The organism is Acidobacteriota bacterium (assembly GCA_020853395.1).
GTDB lineage: Bacteria > Acidobacteriota > Vicinamibacteria > Vicinamibacterales > SCN-69-37 > JADYYY01.
On the sequence record JADYYY010000011.1, the window covers coordinates 28828 to 44217 of the forward strand.

At 68.9% G+C, this 15390-nt stretch carries 11 protein-coding genes and 1 tRNA gene; 3 read left to right on the forward strand and 9 right to left on the reverse strand.

Features of this window, described 5'->3' with window-relative positions; all coding sequences use genetic code 11:
* Positions 1 to 46 precede the first annotated feature (46 nt).
* Complete coding sequence (locus tag IT184_11390) at positions 47 to 1636, forward strand: M20/M25/M40 family metallo-hydrolase (protein ID MCC7009414.1); 1590 nt, start codon at positions 47 to 49, stop codon at positions 1634 to 1636.
* The gene (locus IT184_11395; GenBank protein MCC7009415.1) at positions 1636 to 2067 is read left to right on the forward strand and encodes a hypothetical protein; all 432 of its coding nucleotides are present in this window, start codon (positions 1636 to 1638) and stop codon (positions 2065 to 2067) included. The genes IT184_11390 and IT184_11395 overlap by 1 nt, the downstream gene beginning before the upstream one ends.
* Positions 2068 to 2100: 33 nt before the next feature.
* Here IT184_11395 and IT184_11400 read toward each other — a convergent pair whose 3' ends face one another.
* On the reverse strand, positions 2101 to 3693 hold the full coding sequence (locus tag IT184_11400; protein MCC7009416.1) for an AMP-binding protein: 1593 nt from the start codon (positions 3691 to 3693) through the stop codon (positions 2101 to 2103).
* A gap of 377 nt (positions 3694 to 4070) precedes the next feature.
* Here IT184_11400 and IT184_11405 point away from each other — a divergent pair, with 377 nt between their 5' ends.
* On the forward strand, positions 4071 to 5279 hold the full coding sequence (locus IT184_11405; protein ID MCC7009417.1) for an MFS transporter: 1209 nt from the start codon (positions 4071 to 4073) through the stop codon (positions 5277 to 5279).
* A gap of 9 nt (positions 5280 to 5288) precedes the next feature.
* Here the strand turns inward: IT184_11405 and IT184_11410 are convergent, their stop codons facing one another.
* The 8 genes from IT184_11410 to IT184_11445 all read right to left on the reverse strand — a co-directional run bounded on the left by IT184_11410 (position 5289) and on the right by IT184_11445 (position 15382).
* Positions 5289 to 6008 (reverse strand): TlpA family protein disulfide reductase, encoded by a 720-nt coding sequence (locus IT184_11410; GenBank protein MCC7009418.1) that lies wholly within the window; start codon positions 6006 to 6008, stop codon positions 5289 to 5291.
* The gene (locus IT184_11415) at positions 5995 to 6534 is read right to left on the reverse strand and encodes a sigma-70 family RNA polymerase sigma factor (GenBank protein ID MCC7009419.1); all 540 of its coding nucleotides are present in this window, start codon (positions 6532 to 6534) and stop codon (positions 5995 to 5997) included. Before IT184_11415 ends, IT184_11410 begins: the two co-directional genes overlap by 14 nt.
* A gap of 180 nt (positions 6535 to 6714) precedes the next feature.
* Complete coding sequence (lon, locus tag IT184_11420) at positions 6715 to 9093, reverse strand: endopeptidase La (protein MCC7009420.1); 2379 nt, start codon at positions 9091 to 9093, stop codon at positions 6715 to 6717.
* Between the two features lie 98 nt (positions 9094 to 9191).
* Positions 9192 to 10436, reverse strand: a complete 1245-nt coding sequence (clpX, locus tag IT184_11425; protein ID MCC7009421.1) for an ATP-dependent Clp protease ATP-binding subunit ClpX — start codon at positions 10434 to 10436, stop codon at positions 9192 to 9194.
* A 62-nt stretch (positions 10437 to 10498) separates the two neighbouring features.
* Entirely contained in the window at positions 10499 to 11101 is a 603-nt protein-coding gene (gene clpP, locus IT184_11430; GenBank protein MCC7009422.1) for an ATP-dependent Clp endopeptidase proteolytic subunit ClpP, read from the reverse strand.
* Positions 11102 to 11157: 56 nt separating this feature from the next.
* A complete protein-coding gene (gene tig, locus IT184_11435; protein ID MCC7009423.1) occupies positions 11158 to 12480 on the reverse strand; it encodes a trigger factor in 1323 nt (440 codons plus the stop codon).
* A 95-nt stretch (positions 12481 to 12575) separates the two neighbouring features.
* Positions 12576 to 12659, reverse strand: a tRNA-Leu gene (locus tag IT184_11440).
* Between the two features lie 134 nt (positions 12660 to 12793).
* Positions 12794 to 15382, reverse strand: coding sequence for a carbohydrate binding family 9 domain-containing protein (locus tag IT184_11445; GenBank protein MCC7009424.1), 2589 nt, complete (start codon positions 15380 to 15382; stop codon positions 12794 to 12796).
* Positions 15383 to 15390: the final 8 nt, after the last annotated feature.

Genomic DNA, 15390 nt, shown 5'->3' on the forward strand with positions numbered 1-15390 from the left:
GGCGCCGCTCGCGGCCGGCTGCCGTCTGCTCATGAGTGGATGTGCCATGCGCCGGATGTTCGTCTTCCTGTTCGTCGCCGGGGTCGTCGCCGGATCCGCCGCGCGTCCCGAATCGCGCCAGGCCGCCGAGCCCGTCGACGTCCCCGCGATCGCACGCATCAGGGCCGAGGGGCTCGAGCGATCGCAGGTGATGGACACGGCGTTCTGGCTGACGGATCGGTACGGTCCACGGCTCGACGGATCGCCCGAGTTCGAGGAGGCGGCCGACTGGGTGATGGATCGCCTGCGCTCCTGGGGCGTGGCAGCGGTCGCGAAGGAGCGCTTCCCGTCGCCGCCGGGATGGTCGCTCCTCGGCTTCCACGCGACGATGACCGCGCCGCGCGTGATGCCGATCGTCGGCATGCCCAAGGCGTGGTCGCCGGCCACGCGCGGCACCGTCACCGCCGACGTCGTCCGTCCCATCATCGAGAGCGATGCCGACCTGGCGAAGTATCGCGGCGCGCTGCGCGGCAAGATCGTGCTGCTGCAGCCCGCGCGGCCGGTGCGGATGCTCGAACACGGCGACGGCACCGTGCTGCGCTACGCCGACCATGACGGCAAGTGGGAGCAGGAAGCGATGTCGCCGCCCGTGCCTCGCGGCTACCGGCCTGGCGGATCGAGCGGGCCCGTGAGGCTCGACCTGGTGCAGTTCTACCGAGACGAGGGCGCGATCGCGCTGTTCGATCGAGGGCCCACGAGCGACCTGTCGGCCGGCGGCAGCGACCTGTCCTGGCTGCAGCAGCGTCCCGACGGCGGCACCGTCTTGCTGCAGGACGAGGCCGTGGGTCTCGTGAACGGCAGGGTCGGCCTGCCGCAGGTCACGCTCGCGGTCGAGCACTACAACCGCATGGTGCGGCTGCTCGAGCACGGCGTGCCGGTCCGCGTCGAGCTGAACGTGAGCGCGCGGTTCGACGAGGCCACCCGTCCCTCCAGCTTCAACATCGTCGGCGAGATCCCCGGCAGCGACCGCGCGAGCGAGGTCGTGCTGCTCGGCGCGCACTTCGACTCGTGGCACGGCGCCACGGGCGCCACCGACAACGCGGCCGGCGTCGCCGCGATGATGGAAGTGCTGCGGATCCTGAAGGCCACCGGGCTCGTGCCGCGCCGCACCGTGCGCATCGGTCTCTGGGGCGGCGAGGAGCTGGGCCTCGTGGGATCGCGGGCGTACGCCGCGGCGCACTTCGGCACGGCGGATCGTCCGGCGCCCGACGCCGCGCGGCTCGCCGCGTACTTCAACCTCGACAACGGCACGGGGCCGATCCGCGGCGTGTGGACACAGGGCAACGCGGCCGTGCAGCCGATCTTCCAGGCCTGGGCGGCGCCGCTGATGGATCTCGGCGTGACGATGATCAGCCCGCGCGGGGTCAGCCAGACCGACCACGTGTCGTTCGACGTGCTCGGGCTGCCGGCGTTCCAGTTCGTCCAGGAGCGCTACGAGTACAACTCGCGCACGCACCACTCCAGCATGGACGTCTACGATCGCCTGCAGCCCGACGATCTGAAGCAGGTCGCGACCGTCGCGGCCGTGTTCGCCTGGCACGCAGCCACGCGCGATGACGTGTTGCCGCGCCGCGCGGCGGCGGGAGCGGCACGCTAGTGCCGCCGCGCCAGCTCTTCCTCTTCAAGTTCGCCTGCTGGGCCGCGATCGTGTCGGCGGTCGCGCACCTCGCCGGCCACGTCGCGGGCCCCGCCGCGCCGGCCAACGACACCGAACGGCAGATCCTGGACCTGGCCACCAACTACCGCTACGCGCTGCCGGGCGGATCGATGCGCTCGCTGATGGACTTCATGAACGGCTTCGGCCTGATGTTCGCGCTGCAGCTCGCGACGATGGGCGCCGCGGGCCTCGTCGTCGCGAAGCGGGCCGGCGACGACGGGCCGCTGATGCGCGCGCTCGCGCGCACGTTCGCGATCGGCGGCGCGATGCTGCTCGTGCTCTCGCTGATCTACTTCTCGCTGATTCCGTCGATGTTCCTCTCGACCGTCGCGCTCTGCTACGGCATGGCCGCCGTCTCGCCGCCTGAATGATGCGGCGAGGGCCGCGCCGAGCCGGTTCCCGTCCTAGCCTCGCGCCATCGCGAGCTGTTTGATCCGCCGGAGGTCGGCCTTGCCGGTGCCCAGCGTGGGGATCGCGTCGATCGGGACCAGGTTCTCCCGTTTGGGAACCCAGAGCTTCGGCAGGTCCGTCTCGGCGAGCCGATGCCACAGCACGTCGGGCGGGACGTCCGGCTTGGCGTAGAACGCCACGAGCCGTTCGCCACGCGTCGCGTCCGGAACGGCGGTGACGACCGCCGATGCGTCGCCGAGGATGCGGTTGATCGCATCCTCGACGCTCACGTGCGGCACCATCTCGCCGCCGATCTTGCTGAACCGCGAGACGCGATCGGTGATGAAGAGGAAGCCGTCCTCGTCGAGCCGGCCGATGTCTCCCGTGGCGTACCACCCGTCGCGAAGCACCTCGGCAGTGCGATCGGGCTCGCCGAGATACCCCATCATCAGGCTGGCGCCGCGCACGAGCAGGAGGCCTTCGCGGCCGACGGGCAGATCCTCGCCGGTCTCGCGGTCGACGACCTTCGCGTCCACGCCTGGAATCGGCCTGCCGACCGAACCCGGCCGGGTCCGCACGCGGCGGCCGGCCGGCGTGTCTTCGTCGGGCAGGTTGACGGCCACGACCGGCGACATCTCCGTCATGCCGTAGCCTTCGAGCAGGCCGATGCCGAACTTCTCGCGGAACTCCGTCGCGAGCGGCTCCCGCAGCTTCTCGGCGCCGACGATGGCGTGCCGGAGCGTCGCGAACTGCTCCGGCGTACACCGGCGCAGGTACGTGCCGCAGAACGTCGGCGTGCTGATCAGCATCGTCGCCTTGTACGTCTCGGCGAGCTCGCCGATCGTCTTCGCGTCCACGGGGTTCGGGTGGTAGACGACACCGGCGCCCTGGAGGAGCGGGAACCAGAACGTGCCGGTGAAGCCGAACGAGTGGAAGAGCGGCAGGATGCCGACGAAGACGTCGCGCGTCGTCATCGGGAAGATCGTCGAGAGCGAGTCGACGTTCGCGAGGACGTTGGCGTGGCTCAGCATCACGCCCTTCGGCACGCCGGTGCTGCCGCTGGAGAACATGATCGTGAAGAGCGGCGACGAGGCCGAGGGCGGACCCGACAGGCGGCGCCGCAGCCAGCCGAGCGGCGCCAGGCGGGCTTGCGCGAGCGCCGCGAGCTTGTCGGACAGCCCGATCCTTTCGCGCACGTCCTCGAGGTAGACCATCGACGGATGCGCGGGCAGCCCGGCCTTCTCGAGGAAGCGCCGCGAGGTGAGGATCGTGCGGATGTCCGCTTGTCGGATGCACGTCTCCAGCGCGTCCGGCCCGGCCGTGAAGTTCAAGTTCACTGGCACCTTGCCGGCCAAGAGCAAGGCGAGGTTGGCGACCGCCGCGCCGACCGAGGCTGGCAGCAGCGTGGCCACGTTGGTCTGTCCCGCGGTGAGACGTGCCAGCGCACGGGCCAGCGCGAAGCCGACGACGAGCATGCGGCCGTAGGTCAGCCGCTGGCCGGTCGAGTCCGCCACGGCAAGGCTGGACCAGTGCCGGCGTGCACTCGCGATGAGCTCCAGGTGGACGCGATCGGACGGACCGCGGGCGGGCATCGATCCCCCTGTCATGGGGCGGGATCTTACGCCATTCACTCCGGAATGCCCGGCGCTCGTGACGTCGAGCCATCACCGAGGCGCGGCCGCCGGACCGCCGCGCGAGCGCCCGCGGAGGCGGCCGGATTTGACAACGACCTGGACGCCCGCCGTATGATTGCCGACTCGATGTCCGTCCTCTCGATCACTTCGCGCGTGTCCTTCTGGCGTGCCTCCCGGCGTCTCGCAGGCGCCGGTACGCCGCAGGCCGTGCATTCGTGCGCGCTGACTCGCCGCGACGATCCGACCGCGAGCACTGGATGATCTGAGCCCAACATCACGGACCTGATTTCGAGGGCCATCATCCAGTTCGGATGATGGCCCTTTTCTTTTGCGGAAGGAGAGGGATCGTCATGCGTCGCGCCGTCACCTTCGTGTCCCTGCACTGTCGCTGGCCGCCGGTGGTGTGGGTCGTCATCGGCGGCATGTTCGTCATGCGGACGGCGTTCTTCATGGCCTGGCCCTTTCTCGCGATCATCCTGAGCCGCGACTTCGGGATGAGCCCGTCCGGGATCGGCGCGCTGCTCGGCGGCGCCTTCCTCGTCAGCGCGCTCGCGGGGCTCTGGGCCGGCAACCTCGGCGACCAGTTCGGACCGGTGCGCTTGATGCTCGCCGGCTGCGGCCTGGCCGCTGCCGGATACGGGTTGCTCGCGACCGGCGCAGACGTCGCGGCGATCGCCGCGGGCGCGTTGCTGGTCGGCCTCTCCCGCGCGGCGCTCGAAGCGCCGGGCAAGGCGATCATCGCCGACTGCCTCGCGGATCGCGCGCAGCGTGATCTCGCGTTCCACCTGCGCTACTTCGCCATCAACCTCGGCGGCGCCATCGGTCCGCTGCTGGGCATCGTCTTCGGGCTCACGGCCAGGCAGACGACGTTCTGGGTGACCGCGGCGACGCACGCCACGTTCGCTGCCGTCGTCGCGGCCGTCGCCGTGCCGGCTCACGCGGCCGCCGCGCCTGGAGCACGCGAGAGCCGGACGTTCCGCGCGGCCGCGCGCGTGCTGCGCGGCGACCGGCCGTTCCAGCTCCTCGTGCTCGCGATGTTCCTGACGATGGCCGCGTACGCGCAGCTCGAGTCGACGCTGATTCAGTACGTCAGCGGGCACGACGGCGCGGTCGGCGCGCGGCTCGTGACGGCGCTGCTCATGACGAACACCATCACGATCGTCCTGTTCCAGTTTCCGCTGCTTCGGCTGCTCAGCCCGTATCGCGTCGAGGCGCGGATCCACGTCGGCCTCGCGCTCTTCGTGGCAGGGTTCATCGCGTATGCGCTCCTGCCCGTGCGCGGCGTCGTGCCCTGGATCGTGGCCACGTGGGTGCTCAGCGTCGGCGAGGCCATCCTGTTCCCGACGCTGCAACTGCACGTGGATCGGATCGCGCCCTCGCACCTCAAGGGCAGCTACTACGGCGCCGCGGGACTGAGCGCGATGGGGTTCGGCCTCGGGCCGCTCGTCGGCGGCGTGCTGCTCGAGCACGCCGGCGGTTCCGTGACGTTCTCCGTCACGGCGGCGGCGACCGCCGTCTGCGGCGTGTGCTATCGGCTGGCCGATCGCCTTCGCCGCTGACGCCGCGCCTCAGTCGAGTAGTCCGACGATGGCTCGCTCGTATAGGGATCTCTCGGGGACCCCGACGCCATACATGGCGATCCGGCCATCGCGACCAATCAGGACGGTCGTTGGCAGGACCTGCACGCCATAGGACGACACGGTGCTCTGGTCGGCGACGCCGAGCCGATAGTCAATCCGGTGTGTTTCGGCGAACGGTCGCACGGCGGCCCAGCCATCCTCGTCGAGCGAGAGGCCCACAACGGTGAAGCCTCGGGCGCTGTAGCGCTGCTGAAACTCTGCGAACCAGGGAATCTCCTGGCGGCACGGCACGCACCACGTTGCCCAGAAGTTGAGCAGGACCACCTGCCCTCGAAGACTGCCCAACTGCAGGACACGCCCCGCCTGATCCAACGCGGTGAAATCGGGTGCGACGCTGCCCGTAGCGATACCTTGGGCGGGCTGTGTGAGGGCCCCGGTCAGGCGCGTCGCCGCACTGACACAGGCCTCCACGCAGCGAGTGGCGAACACACGCGCGGTGCCGGTTGAGAGGACCGACAACGCGACCAAAGCCAGCGCCGTGCCGAGTACAGCGCGCCGACCTCGGCGTCGTCGCCAGTCAGCCAGCTTCGACCGGAGTCGTGTCAGGTGCTCCGGCGCCGTGCTGTGCACGTGAGCCCATGCCTCCGCATCCAATACACCGAGCTTCACGTCGATCCAACGGTTCAGTGGATTCTCATCTGTCGCCATATCGCCTCACGCACTCCGCGCGAAAGGCCCGCTGAGCTCGCCCGAGCAGCGTGCCGATCGACGCGGGATTGATGTTCAGCGCCAACGCCATTTCGCCGTAAGCCAACCCATGGCTCCGCAAGACGAGCATCTCCGCATCTCGACGCCGGAGCGCTGCGAGCACTGTCCTCACCGCCTGCTGAGCTTCGGCCGTGGTGTGAACTTCCTCTGGCGTCCGAGGACGGCGGGACAGCGCCGCGATCATGCGGTCGTACCGTGACCCGCGCATAGAGCGGCGCAACTCGTCGATCGCGAGCCGCGCGGCCACCCGATACAGCCAGCCTGGCCCGATCTCAGAGCCTGGGGATCGGCGGTGGGCCCACTTGAGGAACACATCCACGGCAAGCTCTTCCGCCCGGGCGCGGTCCCGAATGACGCGCGCGACCAGACGTAGGACCGACTCGTAATGCGCTAGAAACAGCGACTCGAGATCGGCCGGCGTACTGCCGGTAACCGACGCCGGCAGCACATCATCGTGGGCTTTCACATGCTCATAGACGTCCGGGGAAGCCGATTTGTGACATGCGCCAGGGTGTGAACGGGCCGCCCGGCCCTGTGGCTCTGTGTGGATGCTGAGGAGGACCGCGGCGACGACAAACGAAAACGCCGAGCTCGCAGGAGCTCGGCGTTCACTTTCCCGTGAGCCGTCAGTCCTAAACCGTAAGGATCAGTGTCGGATGCCGAGGTCCGAGCCGAGGCCCTCTTCGGGTGCGGGCGGGGGGACGGCGGGCAGCGGGCCGGCGAGCGCGATCTTCAGCACCTCGTCCATCGTCTCGACGAGGTTCACGCTCATCGCGTCGAGGACGTCTTTCGGCACGTCGGCCAGGTCTTTCTCGTTGTCCTTGGGCACGATCAGGTTCATCAGGCCCGCGCGGTGGGCCGCGAGGATCTTCTCCTTGACGCCGCCGATCGGGAGGACCTTGCCGCGCAGGGTGATCTCGCCGGTCATCGCGACGTCGCGCCGCGTCGGGACGCGCGTGAGCGTGGAGACGAGGGCGGTCGCGAGCGTGATGCCGGCCGACGGCCCGTCCTTCGGGATCGCGCCCTCGGGGATGTGCACGTGCACGTCCGTCCGGCGGTTGAAGTCGTTCGGGATGCCGAGCTCGGCGGTCTTCGACCGGACCCAGCTCATCGCGGCCTGCGCGGATTCCTGCATCACGTCGCCGAGCTTGCCGGTGAGCGTCAGCCGTCCGCGCCCGGGCATCAGCGTGGCCTCGGTCACGAGGATCTCGCCGCCGACCTCGGTCCAGGCGAGCCCGGTGGCGATGCCGATCTCGTTCTTCTCTTCGGCCACCGACGGCCGGAAGCGCGGCACGCCCAGGTACTCGGTGACCTTGGCGGCGGCGATCTCCTCGCGGAAGTCGGCGCCCTCGACGACGACCTTGCGGGCGACCTTGCGGCAGATCGACGAGATCTCGCGCTCGAGGTTGCGCACGCCGGCTTCACGGGTGTAGCGCTGGATGATCGTCCGGAACGCGTCGTCGGTGAAGGTCAGGTTCTTCTCGGTCAGCCCCGCGCCCTCGATCGCCTTCGGCGCGAGGAACCGGCGCGAGATCTCGACCTTCTCGAACTCCGTGTAGCCGGCGAGCTGCAGGACCTCCATGCGATCGCGCAGCGCCTGCGGGATCGTGTGGAGCACGTTGGCCGTGCAGACGAACATGACGTTGGAGAGGTCGTACTCGACGTCGAGGTAGTGGTCGAGGAACGAATGGTTCTGCTCGGGGTCGAGCACCTCGAGGAGCGCCGCGGACGGGTCGCCGCGGAAGTCCATCGACATCTTGTCGACCTCGTCGAGCAGGAAGACCGGGTTCATCGTGCCGGCCTTCTTCATCATCTGGATGATCTGGCCGGGAAACGCGCCGATGTACGTCCGGCGGTGGCCGCGGATCTCGGCTTCGTCGCGGACGCCGCCGAGCGACAGGCGCACGAACTTGCGGTTCATCGCGCGGGCGATCGACTTGGCGAGCGACGTCTTGCCCACGCCCGGGGGGCCGGCGAGCGTGAGGATCGTCGCCTTCGGCTTCTTGACGAGCGTGCGCACCGCGAGGAACTCGAGGATGCGCTCCTTGATCTTCTCGAGCCCGAAGTGGTCCTCGTTGAGGATCTTCTCGGCGAGCTGGAGGTCGCGGCTCTCCTTGCTCTTCTTCTGCCACGGCACGGCCACGAGCCAGTCGAGGTAGTTGCGCGAGACGGTGGCCTCGGCCGACATCGGCGGCATGGCCTCGAGCCGCTTCAGCTCGTCCATCGCCTTGCGCGCGACCTCCTTGGGCATGCGCGCCTGCTCGATCTTCTTCTTGAGGTCCTCGACCTCGCTGCCCTTCTCGTCCTTGCGGCCCAGCTCGCGCTGGATCGCCTTCATCTTCTCGTTGAGGTAGTACTCCTTCTGCGCCTTCTCCATCTGCTTCTTGACGCGAGACTGGATCCGGCGGTCCACCTGGAGCTTGTCCACCTCGGTTTCGAGCACCGTGATGATCCGCGACAGGCGCTCGATCGGCGCGACGATCTCGAGCAGGTTCTGCTTCTCCTCGACGCCCACCTGCAGGTGCGCGGCGATCGTGTCGGCGAGGCGCGACGGGTCGTCGACCCGGACGGCCGCCACCATCGCGTCGTACTGCAGGCTGTTGGAGAGCTTGATGTACTGCTCGAACAGCCCGACGACGCGGCTCATGACGCCCTCGGCGTCGGCCTGCGGCTCGGCCTTCTTCGGGATGAGCTTCACCGTGACGCGGAAGAAGCCCTTGTCTTCCTTCCACTCGACGGCGCGGGCGCGCTCGACGCCCTCGACGAGCACCTTGATGTTGCCGTCGGGCAGCTTCAGCGACTGGACGATGTTCGCCACGCAGCCCATCGTGTAGATGTCGGCGGGCTGCGGATCGTCGATGGCGGCGTCGTGCTGCGCGGCGAGGAAGATCTTCTTGTCGGTGGCCAGCGCGTGCTCGAGCGCGCGCGTCGACGACGGCCGTCCGATGACGAACGGCATCATCATGTGCGGGAACACCACGACGTCCCGCAGCGGAACGATGGGGAGCGTTTCGTATTGATCCATGGACGAGCTATCGGGCTGATGCGGCCGGTGCGGCCGGCGCGGCGCCGGCAGACGCGATCGGATCAGCGGCACGCAGGCACGCCGACGGGCGCGCTGGCCTATCCCGCCTTCTCGATGACGGTGATGGGCTTCTCTTTCGACTCTACCACCTCGCGCGTGATGACGCACTCCCGAATCTTCTTCTGGCCGGGCAGCGTGTACATCAGGTCGAGCATGATGTCCTCGATGATCATCCGCAGGCCGCGCGCGCCGATCTTCCGGCGGAGCGCCGCCTCGGCGATCGCCTCGAGGGCGTCGTCGGTGAAGCGCAGCTTGACGTTCTCGTACTCGAACAGCCGCTGGTACTGGCGGGTGATGGCGTTGCGCGGCTGCGTGAGGATCTGCATGAGCGCCGCGCGGTCGAGCTCGTGGAGCGTGCCGACGACCGGCAGCCGGCCCACGAACTCCGGAATGAGCCCGTACTTGATCAGATCCTCGGGCTCGATCTGCTCGAGCAGCGCCGACGCGTCCCTCACGGCGGCCTTCACGTCCGCCTTGTAGCCCATCGTCTTCTTGCCGAGCCGGCGCGCGATCTGCTTGTCGAGCCCGACGAACGCGCCGCCGCAGATGAAGAGGATGTTGGTCGTGTCGACCTGGAAGAACTCCTGGTGCGGGTGCTTGCGGCCGCCCTGCGGCGGCACGTTGGCGACCGTGCCCTCGAGGATCTTCAGGAGCGCCTGCTGCACGCCCTCGCCCGAGACGTCGCGCGTGATGGACGGGTTCTCGTCCTTGCGGCAGATCTTGTCGACCTCGTCGATGTAGATGATGCCCTGCTGGGCCTTCTCGATGTCGCCGCCGGCCGCCTGCAGCAGCTTGAGGATGATGTTCTCGACGTCCTCGCCGACGTAGCCCGCCTCGGTCAGCGTCGTCGCGTCGACGATCGTGAACGGCACCGACAGCAGCCGGGCGAGCGTCTGCGCGAGCAGCGTCTTGCCCGTGCCGGTCGGCCCGATCAGCAGGATGTTCGACTTGATCAGCTCGACGTCGTGCCGGCCGCGCGACTGCTTCTGGATCTCGAGCCGCTTGTAGTGGTTGTAGACGGCGACGGCCAGCTTCTTCTTGGTCGTCTCCTGGCCGATGACGTACTCGTCGAGGAACTTCTTGATCTCGACCGGCATCGGCAGCGACGTGCGCGTGCCGCGATCGAACTTGTTGTCGTCGGCGATGATGTCGTTGCAGACCTCGACGCACTCGTCGCAGATGAAGACCGTCGGGCCCGCAATCAGCTTGCGGACGTCGTTCTGGTCCTTGTTGCAGAAGGAACAACGAAGGACTTCGTTGTCGCCGGTCTTCTTCGTGGTCATCGCCCTGCCCGCGCCTCTGGTTATCGGTATCGTCCGCAGCCGCCTGTAGCCGGACGGCCGCGCTATGCGCGACGACTCAAGATATCGTCAATGATACCGTATTCCTTCGCCTGACCCGCCCCCATGATGTAGTCGCGATCGGTGTCCTCCTGGATGCGGGAGAGCGGCTGGCCGGTGTGGTGCGACAGGATTTCGTTGAGGCGCTCGCGCATGCGCAGGATTTCCTTCGCATGGATGTCGATGTCGGTCGCCTGGCCCGCCAGGCCCGACAGCCACGGCTGATGAATCAGGATCCGGGAGTTCGGCAGCGCGTACCGCTTGCCCTTGGCGCCGGCCGTGAGCAGCACCGCGGCCATCGACGCCGCCTGGCCGATGCAGTACGTCGCGACGTCCGGCTTGATGAACTGCATGGTGTCGTAGATCGCCAGCCCCGCCGTGATCGATCCGCCCGGTGAGTTGACGTAGAGCGTGATGTCGCGCTCGGGGTCCTCCGCCTCGAGGAAGAGCATCTGCGCGATCACCAGATTGGCCACCGCGTCGTCGATCGGCGTGCCGATGAAGATGATGCTGTCCTTGAGCAGCCGCGAGAAGATGTCGTACGCGCGCTCGCCCCGGTTCGTCTGCTCGACGACCATGGGGATGAGTTGCGATCGGTAGTCCGTCATAGTCCTTCCGTATATCGGCACGATGGGGCCAGGGGTGACCCTGCCCGCGGCGGCCGTCACCCGGTGACGACCTGCGCCCGCTCGATCAGCCAGGTCATGGTCTTCTCGCGCTGGATGCCGGCCCGGATCCGATCCAGCGCGCCGTCCTTCTCGAGCCGCGCCCGCACGGCCGTCGGCGTGTGCCCCGCGCGCTCGGCGTAGCGCTCGATCTCCGCCGCGACGTCCTCGCCGGTCGCCTCGATGCCTTCGCGGCGCGCGATCTCGTCCAGCACGAGCGTGCTGCGCACCGTGGCCGACGCGGTCTCCCGCTGCCGGTCCCGGAAGTCGCGCCAGTCGACGTTCGCCGACATCGGATCGATGCCCTGTTCCATCAGCCGCCGCACGAAGTCCTCGAGCCGGCGATCGATCTCCTGCTCGACGAGCACGTCCGGCACGATCGTCAGGCGGCTCCCCAGCTCCTGCAGGAGCTGGTGGCGCATGGTGTGCTCGGCCTCCTGCTCGGCGCCGCGCTGCAGGTCCTCGCGCACGCGCGTGCGCAGCTCCTCGAGCGTCGCGAGGTCGCTCACTTCCTTCGCGAAGCCGTCGTCGAGCGGCAGCACGTGCTTCCGCCGGATCCCTTTGACCGTCACGTGGTAGTCGACGGTCGCGCCCGCGAGGTCGGCCGGGTCGTGGTCGGCGGGGTAGGTGACGGTGAACTCGCGCGTATCGCCCGCCACGACGCCGAGGAGCGGCTCGTCGAAGCCGGGCGGGTTGGCGGTGTGGCCCAGCTCGACCGTGACGTTCGTCATCGGCTCCGGCTCGCCGTCCTGCTCGCCGGGCGCCGGCGCCGCTTCGCCGGCGAGCGCGATGCGCCGCGCGCGCCGCGTCCGCGTGAGGTCCACGAGCAGCGTGTCGCCGGCGGCGGCCGCGCGATCCTCGACCGGCTCCCAGCGCGCGTGCCGCTCCTGCAGGTGCTCGAGCGCGTGATCGACGGCGCCGACTTCCAGCACCGCCGGCGGCTTGCTGAGCGAGATCCCGGCGTACTCGCCCGGATCGATCGGCGGCAGCGTCTCGAAGTCCGCGACGAAGGTGAGCGGCTGGCCCTCCTCGAGCACCACGTCCTTGATGTCCGGCGAGGCGACGGGTGAGAGGCCGCGCTCCCGCAGCGCCTCGCCCAGCACGCGCGGAATCAGATCGTGGGCGACGTCGTGGAGAATCTGGTCCTTGTACCGCTGTTTGACGACGCCGGCCGGCACCTTGCCGGGCCGGAACCCCGGCACCCGCGCCGATCGGCTGTACGCGCGCGCCACGCGATCGATCTCCGCGCTCACGACGCCGGGTTCGATCTCGAACGAAAGATGCTTGCGGGTTTCGGAGACCTCGGTGAACTCTGTCTTCATCAGTCGCTCAGCTCGGCAATGCCCGAATCCATCAAATCACGAAACAGGCGCTCGAATTCCGACAGGCCAGACGCGCAATCTCCAGGGGCAAGGAATGCGAAAGGGGGGAGTCGAACCCCCACGGCCTTCCGGCCACCGGATCCTAAGTCCGGCGCGTCTGCCAGTTCCGCCACTTTCGCGTGGAGGGCCGCTCACACGATAGCAGGTTCGAGGCCGGCCGGGCACGCGTGAGCGAACACCCGGCGGCGCTGGACGGCCGGCGATGCGGGCCCGGCGGCTTACGCCGCGGAGAGGTTCCCGACCCTCGCCCGCGTCAGAAATTGATCCACCGGCTGAGCTTGATCAGGAAGACGTTCGTGGAGGGCGCGTCGAATGTCTCGCCGAAGTTCCGGCCGAACCGGAACGCCCCATCGTCGAGGACCGTCTCGCGCCCCTGCTGCCACACGACGAACAGCGTGGAGCCCGGGCGGTATTCCCAGCGCAGCACGTTGGTCGTCCGGAACGAGAGGTAGTTGAAGTCCGGCGAGCCCGAGTAGGCGAAGGGCGCGTATCGCTCCGCTTCGGTCGGTGCCCGCCCGTCGACGAGCTCCCGGAACGACGAGTAGGCGCCGCTCGACACGAACGGCCGCGCGTAGACCTGCAACGTGAGCGTCGGGCGGATCGTGTAGCTCGCGCGCACGCTCACGCCCACGCTCGTCTGGTCGATCTGGCCGAAGACGTAGCGCGTCGCGCCGCCATCGTCGGTGATCGCTTCGACCCACTGCGCGTTGGCCTGGTTCCGGCTCCACTCGACCCGCGGGTTGACCGACAGCGCGGCGCTCGGCCGGAGCGTCACGCCGAACGTGACCTCGCGCTGCTTCGACGACTGGCGGTTGTAGCCCCAGAAGAGGAAGAGGTTGCCGGTGGCGAGCCGGCGGTTGTCGGTGTCGAGATAGCCCCACTGGCTCATGCCGCCCGGGATGTAGCCGCCGGGCCCGCCGCGCGTCAGCCGGTCCTCGAAGCGCTCGGCGAAGACGTTGACGCCGGTGCCCCAGGCCCAGCCGCTGTTGTACGCCCAGTGCGAGTTGACGTTGACGCCGAGGTCGCGGCGGTCGCCGTCGTGGTTGAAGGCCCACCAGTTGTTGAAGTTGATGTTCTTGTTGCGGACGTGCTTGCCCTGCTTGTCGCTGCGGATCTGGAACCAGGCATTGCTCCAGATCTCGTCGGCGCGACGCTGGAAGCCGAGATCGTTGACGTCGTAGCCGGGCGACCGGAACCCGGCGTTGACGTTGCCCCGCGTGCGCTGGCCGCTGATCTTGCTGAACGAGACGCCGGCGCTCTGTCCGTCGAGCTGCGTGCGGAGCGGGTCGTAGGACAGCGTGCGGGCATCGGGGCGCTGAAAGCTGTGGACGTTGCTGATCTGCAGCCGATCGATCGCCTCGGCCGAGCCGCGCACGGTGCTGCCGGACCAGTAGCCTTGGAGGCTGTACCGGCCGTCGGCGAGCCGCCAGTCGCCGTCGACCACGCCGACGACGGCCGAGTCGGGCAGGAAGCTCAGGTCCTGGTCGAGCTGGCGGAGCGTGCTCGTCGCCATCACGCTCACGCGCGAGTTGTCGTCGAACTCCCGGCTCACGCGCGCGACGGTGTACTGGCTGAGCGGCTCGACCGCGGAGGTCGAGCGCACGGACGGCGTGCCGGACACGATCTCGGCCCGCTCGGCCGCGGTCACCGCGTGCATCGCCCCGACGGCGAACTTGCCGACGCGGCCGGTGACCTTGGCGGCGCCGAGCACCGTCGAGTTGGCCGGCTGCGCTGCGAAGCCGCCGTCCGGCGCGCTCACGGACCGCTGGGGCGCCCGGCCGATCCGGCGCGAATAGAACACGTTGTTGAACGAGAAATTGCCCGAGCCTTCGACGAAGAACGGGCGCCGTTCCTCGAAGTAGGTCTCGAACGCGCCCAGGTTGACCACGGCCGGGTCTGCTTCGACCTGGCCGAAATCCGGGTTCACGGCCGCCGTCAGCGTGAGGCCGCTGGTGATGCGGTACTTGAGGTCCACGCCGAGCGCGCCCGTGCTGGCCGGCGAGCGGGTGAGCGGGTTGTCGGCTGCCACCGGGGCCGTCGTCGTCTCCGCGAGGACGTAGGGCATCAGTTCCAGCCGCTTCGGCTCGTCGGAGATCGCGACGCCGCGCAGCTCGCCGAACGACGAGACGTACCCGCTCGCGCTCTTCGCGAGCAGCGGCCAGGTGACCGTCTCGTTCGTCTTCGGCATGCGGCGCACGACCGCGAACCCGAGGCCGCGCGCCGGATCGCCGTTGAAGCGCAACTGGGAGAACGGGATCCGGAACTCCGCGCGCCAGCCGTCGGCCTCGCGGCTGACCGCGACGTCCCAGACGGCGTCCCATCCGCGGTCGCTGTTCGTATCGTTGAACCAGTAGGCGTCGAACTTCACGCCGGTCGGGTTGACGCCGAACTCGTAGGCGGTGCGCCGATCGTGGTACGAGTCGACCAGCACCGACACCCAGTCGGACGGGGACGCCTCGTCGCGCCGCGTGAGGATGCCGACGAGGCGCTGCGGATCGGGGTCTTGCGCGTGGACGCCGACGTAGAGCGATGTGCGGTCGAAGAGCACCTTCACGTCGGTGACGTAGGTCGGCGCGGCGCCTTCGCTCGGCTCGCGCTGGACGAAGTCGCTCACCGGCACGGCCGCGTTCCACCCGCGTTCCGACAGGACGCCGTCGATGTGGATCGTGTCGGCCGGCAGGGCCACCGGCATGGCCTCGATGACCCCCGGGATCCTCGCGCGGGCGCCCTCGGACGGCACGCGCGCGGTCACGGGCACGGCGGCTGCGCCGGCGAGCACGGCCGAGACGACGGATCGAAGGATGGGCGAACGGCGGCGGGCCATCATGGCGTTGGACGACAACGGCGCGC